The sequence below is a fragment of the Lysinibacillus sp. A1 genome (genome assembly GCF_000801965.1).
Classification (GTDB): domain Bacteria; phylum Bacillota; class Bacilli; order Bacillales_A; family Planococcaceae; genus Lysinibacillus; species Lysinibacillus fusiformis.
The window spans coordinates 56,044-62,043 of the sequence record NZ_JSZM01000018.1 but is presented as its reverse complement, the minus strand read 5'-3'; the positions used below and the strand labels follow the sequence as shown (position 1 = coordinate 62,043).

Below are 6,000 nucleotides of genomic sequence, written 5' to 3'. Positions count from 1 at the left end.
TTTTGTCCCAGCCTCTTTTTAAATGATCGTTAAAATATCCTTCGGTTCCTGTAAAACATAATCTGCCTCTTCGTACCCCTTAGTCGTTTTGGCCCCCCACAAAGCTAGAGCAAATTTGGCTCCTGCTTGTTTGGCGCATTGCAAATCATATACCGAATCCCCAATATAAATAGCATTCTCAGGGGCTACCTGCAATAATTCCAGACAGGCTAAAAGAGGCTCTGGGTGAGGTTTATGTTGCTCCGTATCACTGGCACTAATGATGTGCGTGAAATAATTACTTAACCCAAAAGGATCAAACTCATCTGTTACTTCTTGTCTTGTTTTCGATGTAACAATGCCGAGCTGTATGGGTTTACTTGCTAAAGATTGGATGACCGCTTCTAATTTTGGAAAGACCGAAACCTCCTGTGAAAAATCAAGAACAGCTGTAGACCATTTTTGATGAACTGTCTCTATATTATCAACGTTAAGCTGTTGTAATGTGTCCTTCCCTGGAATGCCTAGGGCAAACCTTAATTCATCCAAAGCATACTCTTTTGCTGTTTCCTCACGCAATGTCCTTTGCAGCGACTGTAAAATCGCTTGTTCTGTATCCAAAATTGTCCCATCTACATCAAAAATAATCGCCTGTAGCATAACCATTCCGCCTTCCCTATACATGATTGCCGTTGACAAACATACATAATTGATGGTACTTGTCCTCATCATAATCTTTCTGACCACGTATATACTTCTCTTTTAAATTATAAAAACAAATGTCAAGATATTCCTTATTATGATGCTGCTTGAAAGGTGTTTTTGCCTCGACTGCCCCCAACGCCTCAAAGTATTTATTCATCTTTTCAAATGTTCTAATTTGATAGCCACGCTTCTTCATTTCAGCAATGACCATTTCCGTATAAATAAACAAGTCGTCTTTAGGATATTCGTATATATAATTAATGAGTATATGCTTATCCTCCTTGGCAAATATACTGTTTAATTCTCGCCATTGTGAAAGTAGCTGCCCTTTTGGTAGGAAGGCTATTAAATCTACATGCCATAATCTCACGCTCTCTCCCCTTTCTATTATTCACCCAATCATGTAAAATATTCCATATTAATAAAACACAAATGGAGGTATATTACTATGGAAATAAAAATTGCCACACTTGATGCCATTCCACAAATCGAGGTGTTATACCAAGAGCTCTTTTTAGAAATGTCCATTCTACAACCTAAATATATCAGACCTACTAAACAAGATGTCAATTTTATTCGCTTTACAATTATCGAGGAAGATTCCGATATTTTAATCGCTGAAAAAGATCAAGAAATCGTAGGGTTTTTATTACTAAAGGAAATGACGACCCCTCGTTATACATGCATGGTTGAATACAAATACGCTTTTATTATTGATGTCATTGTTGGCAAGCGATATCAAAGTAAAGGAATTGGAACGGCCCTACTGCTAGAAGCGAAGAAATGGGCTGATACGCGCAAATTGGATTATTTGGAGTTGAACGTTCTGTCTGGAAATAAAGGAGCTATCGCTTTATATGGAAAACTTGGGTTTCAGGATATGAACCATACGATGCGCTTTGAGTTGTAGAGTACTCTCAAGCAATGAAAAACTTGCGCTCAGCCCTTCTGATGCATATAATCAAAAAGTCGCCTATATGATAGGGCGACTTTTTTGATGTTTATTTCGTTTTATGGCATCGGCTCATACATACGTTCGCTCAAAGAACCTATTACCCATTGATTATTTCTCTTCGTGATTAAAATCTGCTGAGAAATTTCATTAGATTGATTAGGTAAACTCTCACTACGATAGATATACATATTTGTTTCTTTTGGATAATAATAATTATAACTTGTTGTATATGGAGATAAATCTGTATAGGTTACATTTCTCATAATAATTAAATTAATCATTTCATCAGTAAAATATGGCTTTAAGTATTGTCTTTTTTGCGCGACATTCGACAAATTCTTCACTTTGTTAATCGCCTCATCTAGCAGCTTATAGCCATCCCGATAAAACAGTGGTTGTGCATAAACAACGAACCTATTTTGCTCTGAAGAGGAACTAGCCATCCGAGCTTTTTTATCCCAATACGTACTATGCCCTAATGCATCACCAATAAATCTAATGGGTAAAAAAATGCTGCCATTTTCTAAAAGTAATGAGACATCCATTTGAATTTGCTCATTATTGACTTTTAATACCTTTGAGCCAAGTGTCATTTTCATCACCGTCTTGTCAGTGATGACCGTAGCCGTTTTTGTAGTGTTATCCCAATTTACCTTAGCTTTTAGCTTTTCACCTACAGCTCGTATAGGCAGTACCTTGGACAGTACCTACCTGTAATAAAACGACCAGCGCCAGTAAACCACTCACTAATTTTTTCATGATTCCCACTCTTTCATCTAGTCATTATCCATGTCTAAAATATCATATTTTTACTAAATTTAATAGTTTTATTAAATTCCGTTAAATCTTTCTAGGATTGTAATAGAAAAAAATAGACAAAGTCCTATTCAAGACTTTGTCTATTTTTTGAGCTGATTTCAGCCTGTATCACTTGTCTATATTAATTTACTTTCTTTCAGTAAGTCATAAATAATCGTATCTTTTGTTTTGTGAATTCCTAATTTACCAATTTGTTTTAAAATAAATGGCGCATCAATATCTGTTAATTTTTTGCCATCTAATAAGCGAGCAGTTGAAGCTAATAATGTGCGAACATCAAAAGAAGAGGCGAATACTTCTGGAACTCCACGATCAATATTTAATAATTGATAGACTGCCTCCATCGCAGTTCTTACTGAATATTCAGTAGTAAAAACGGTATCTCTTACAGTTTCACTAAAGTTGCCAATGAAGGCTAAATTAGCAGACCCTTCTGGCACAACTAGTGGACGATCCCCCATGGCTCTTGGCATGAAATAAGAGGTGATATAAGGCATATAGCACGGAATCGTATTACAGGAATTTTCGGCGATGTCTGGAATTTCATCAACCGGTACACCCATATGGTAGAGCCACTCTTGTGCTATCTCAATACCTGAACATTCCGTAATGCTTTTTTTAATAAAATCACCTGGTTTATTTGATAGTAAACCATAAATCCAAACGACTAATTGGTCTTTTGGTTGATGCTTAAAGTGAGGTTGTCGGTTTAACGTATAGCTTAGCATCCAATTAGAATCTGTAGCTGTGACAATACCTCCAGTCACTACTTTGCCTGCATACGGGTCTCTTTTACTAATTTTTTCAATATAAGGTGCCACTCGATCGTCTAAAGTTGTTAGGGTGGCGGAAACAAACCAGCTTTCCTCTGGAAGATTATCACAGAACTTTTCTGGTCGTCCAAAGTCAGTATCCTGGGCAGCGATGTTTTTCCACAGTGACCAGCTTCCACCTAATTCTTTATTGACAGGGGCTGGTGTATAATTATCCCCGTATGTTGTACTCTCTGTGATACTACCATTTGTCACAAATACCAATTCATTTTCTGTAAGTTCAATATTCTTTTTCTCACCATTTTTTCTTAAAACTAATGTATGAGCTACTTTTTTGTCGCCCACTTTATCGACCAAAACATTCTCCACTACCGTATTATATTGAAAATCAACATCATGACCTTCTAAATATTTTATCATCGGCAGCACTAACGATTCATACTGGTTATATTTCGTAAATTTCAATGCTGATAGATCTGGTAATCCACCAATATGGTGAATGAAACGCATAATATAACGGCGCATTTCCATTGCTGAATGCCATTTTTCAAACGCAAACATAGTGGACCAATACAGCCAAAAGTTCGATTCAAAGAATTCCTCTGAGAAAACATCTGTAATTTTTTTATCCTCTAGCTTTTCCTCAGGTGTAAAGAATAATTTAATCATTTCCTCGGATGACTGATCCGATAAGGTGAATTTGCCATCATCCTCAAGTCTTTGACCTCTATCTTTTATTAAACGACATTTTGAATAATTGGGGTCCTCTTTGTTTAACCAATAAAATTCATCTAACACAGAAGCATTGTCTACCTCTAATGAAGGAATGGAACGGAATAAATCCCATAGGCATTCAAAATGATCTTCCATTTCTCGACCACCGCGAATAATAAATCCTCTCGTCGGATTAAGTATGCCATCAAGACTACCTCCTGAAATATCTAACTCTTCCAGAATATGAATATTTTCACCTTTCATTTGGCCATCACGAATTAAAAAACATGCTGCTGACAGCGAGGCTAGGCCCGAACCAATGAGATAAGCAGATTTTTTATCTACTCCCTCCGGTTTTTTAGGACGTGCGAAAGCTTCATAGTTACCATTGCTGTAATACATATTACCGCCTCCATATTTATTATTCCAATATAGAATAACATGAATTACCACAGAAATGGTAAAAGGAGAGAATGATTAACAAAATATTCAAATTCAAAAGAAAGCACTCCATTCATAGTCCCCTATAATTGGACATAACAGTCGGTTGTATTTTTATAAGTGGATGATGAAGTACAAAAAATTACGATCTACGCCTAGATCAATGCCTTAAAAAGGAAAATGGAATACAATTATTGGATGTACAAATTGCATAAATATTATATTAAAAAAATCATTCGTCACATAAATTTTGATTCTCCTTAGTTAAAACTTCCTTTTATGTTTACCAAATTTTTCATTACCTCTTTTAAAATTACCTGTCAATTTCGCTAATAATAATTGAACTTCTATTGTCTGTTGTTCCGCTTCATGTATTTTTGCTAAAAGACGCTCTGCCTCTTTTTCCTTAACCACTTTAATTTGTTTCCCCTCGTAATAAATAGCGACAGTCCCTTTTTTCATAATTTGATACGTAAATGGCTCCTCGCTTAATCGATTTCGTTTATCAATTCCGCTCACTTTTTTCAACTCCCGTCCTCATTATTGTCCACATCCATAAAATATTTTTGACGTGTTGTTATTTTTCACATCACCAACATCTGTATGTTTCTACGGTTCTGCAGTAATACTAATAAAGATTAGATTAGTTAGTAATGAAAGGGTAAAAGATGATTTTACATTTATTTTTAGTTTTTCTAATTCCTTGGACGATTTGTCTCATGCATCTATACAAAAAAGATAAAGTATTGCTTTTTTTAGTGGCTCCATTTTTTAGCGTCGTTGCTTATCTCATGAATGCTCTCGGCTTTTATTTCGATTTTTGGGAGGTGCTACCTTTTCCCGAACAAAAAAGCTTCGCTTCACTACCTTTTGATGTTGGCATATACCCTGTCTTATCCTGCTACTGTATCTATTCCATAAAAAAAACGAACAAACCTTTTTTGGTTCTTCTATTAATGACTTTGCTCACCACTTTTTTAGAAGGGATATTTGTTTTCTTTGATAGGGTCATCTACCAAAACGGATGGAATATTTATTTTACCTTTTTCTCCTATTTGCTCCCTTATTTATTTTTGTATGGGTATTATAGATTTTTACTGAAAATACGCGTCCTCCAATAACTATTTTTTTTGCTAAAAAATAATTTTTCTTCAATATAGTTTTAATTTCTACTGAAGAGGCAATCAACTAGATATACTAAGTGAACGCTTCATATATATAGTAGTAGTTAAGCTAAACTAGTTTAACAACCTCCTGATTTGTTACTTAGGGTCACTTCTAACCAAAGTGACCCTTCATATGTTTAATAGGACTTACATAAGTTATTAGGAAGATTGAGTAAACGTAAAATTTACAATATATCAAAACATTTTCCTCCCTATTTTCGTTTTCAAATTAAAAAGGAGGAACTGTTCCATGATGAGTATGCTAAATGTGGGAAGCATAGTCCTTGGATTAATGGCCATATCGTTACCCATTGCTAGTCTTTCAGCAACTTCGAAACAAATTCAACATTATTGATTAACGATACGCATATTAAGTCTAAGTGCTTGTGCTATTTCGATTAGTTCCAATTAATTTATAATGTCCATCTTGTGAAGATTAAGGATTGAA

At 35.1% G+C, this 6,000-nt stretch carries 7 protein-coding genes; 2 read left to right on the top strand and 5 right to left on the bottom strand.

All coding sequences use genetic code 11. The features are described from left to right. Positions 1–18: 18 nt before the first annotated feature. Positions 19–639: an HAD family hydrolase gene (locus tag PI85_RS15885; RefSeq protein WP_036125463.1), complete on the bottom strand. Its 621-nt coding sequence runs from the start codon at positions 637–639 to the stop codon at positions 19–21. A gap of 16 nt (positions 640–655) precedes the next feature. Further along, entirely contained in the window at positions 656–1,054 is a 399-nt protein-coding gene (locus PI85_RS15880; protein ID WP_036125458.1) for a pyrimidine dimer DNA glycosylase/endonuclease V, read from the bottom strand. Positions 1,055–1,132: 78 nt separating this feature from the next. On the opposite strand from PI85_RS15880, the gene PI85_RS15875 reads away from it, so the two are divergent. After that, positions 1,133–1,594 carry a GNAT family N-acetyltransferase gene (locus PI85_RS15875; protein WP_036125456.1) on the top strand — a complete coding sequence of 154 codons (462 nt, stop codon included), beginning with the start codon at positions 1,133–1,135 and terminating at the stop codon, positions 1,592–1,594. 101 nt (positions 1,595–1,695) lie between these two features. Here the strand turns inward: PI85_RS15875 and PI85_RS15870 are convergent, their stop codons facing one another. From PI85_RS15870 to PI85_RS15860, 3 genes are all read right to left on the bottom strand, one after another. Then, complete coding sequence (locus PI85_RS15870; protein WP_235318500.1) at positions 1,696–2,325, bottom strand: copper amine oxidase N-terminal domain-containing protein; 630 nt, start codon at positions 2,323–2,325, stop codon at positions 1,696–1,698. Positions 2,326–2,574: 249 nt separating this feature from the next. After that, positions 2,575–4,347: an oleate hydratase gene (locus tag PI85_RS15865; protein WP_036125453.1), complete on the bottom strand. Its 1,773-nt coding sequence runs from the start codon at positions 4,345–4,347 to the stop codon at positions 2,575–2,577. A 303-nt stretch (positions 4,348–4,650) separates the two neighbouring features. Continuing rightward, positions 4,651–4,905 carry a hypothetical protein gene (locus PI85_RS15860; RefSeq protein WP_036127865.1) on the bottom strand — a complete coding sequence of 85 codons (255 nt, stop codon included), beginning with the start codon at positions 4,903–4,905 and terminating at the stop codon, positions 4,651–4,653. 149 nt (positions 4,906–5,054) lie between these two features. Here PI85_RS15860 and PI85_RS25170 point away from each other — a divergent pair, with 149 nt between their 5' ends. Continuing rightward, a complete protein-coding gene (locus PI85_RS25170; protein WP_036125452.1) occupies positions 5,055–5,507 on the top strand; it encodes a CBO0543 family protein in 453 nt (150 codons plus the stop codon). Positions 5,508–6,000: the final 493 nt, after the last annotated feature.

Excerpts from the sequence above, each read along its gene's own strand:
- PI85_RS15885 (WP_036125463.1), bottom strand. The coding sequence starts at position 639 with ATGCTACAGGCGATTATTTTTGATGTAGATGGGACAATTTTGGATACA.
- PI85_RS25170 (WP_036125452.1), top strand. The coding sequence starts at position 5,055 with ATGATTTTACATTTATTTTTAGTTTTTCTAATTCCTTGGACGATTTGT.
- PI85_RS15875 (WP_036125456.1), top strand. The coding sequence starts at position 1,133 with ATGGAAATAAAAATTGCCACACTTGATGCCATTCCACAAATCGAGGTG.
- PI85_RS15865 (WP_036125453.1), bottom strand. The coding sequence starts at position 4,347 with ATGTATTACAGCAATGGTAACTATGAAGCTTTCGCACGTCCTAAAAAA.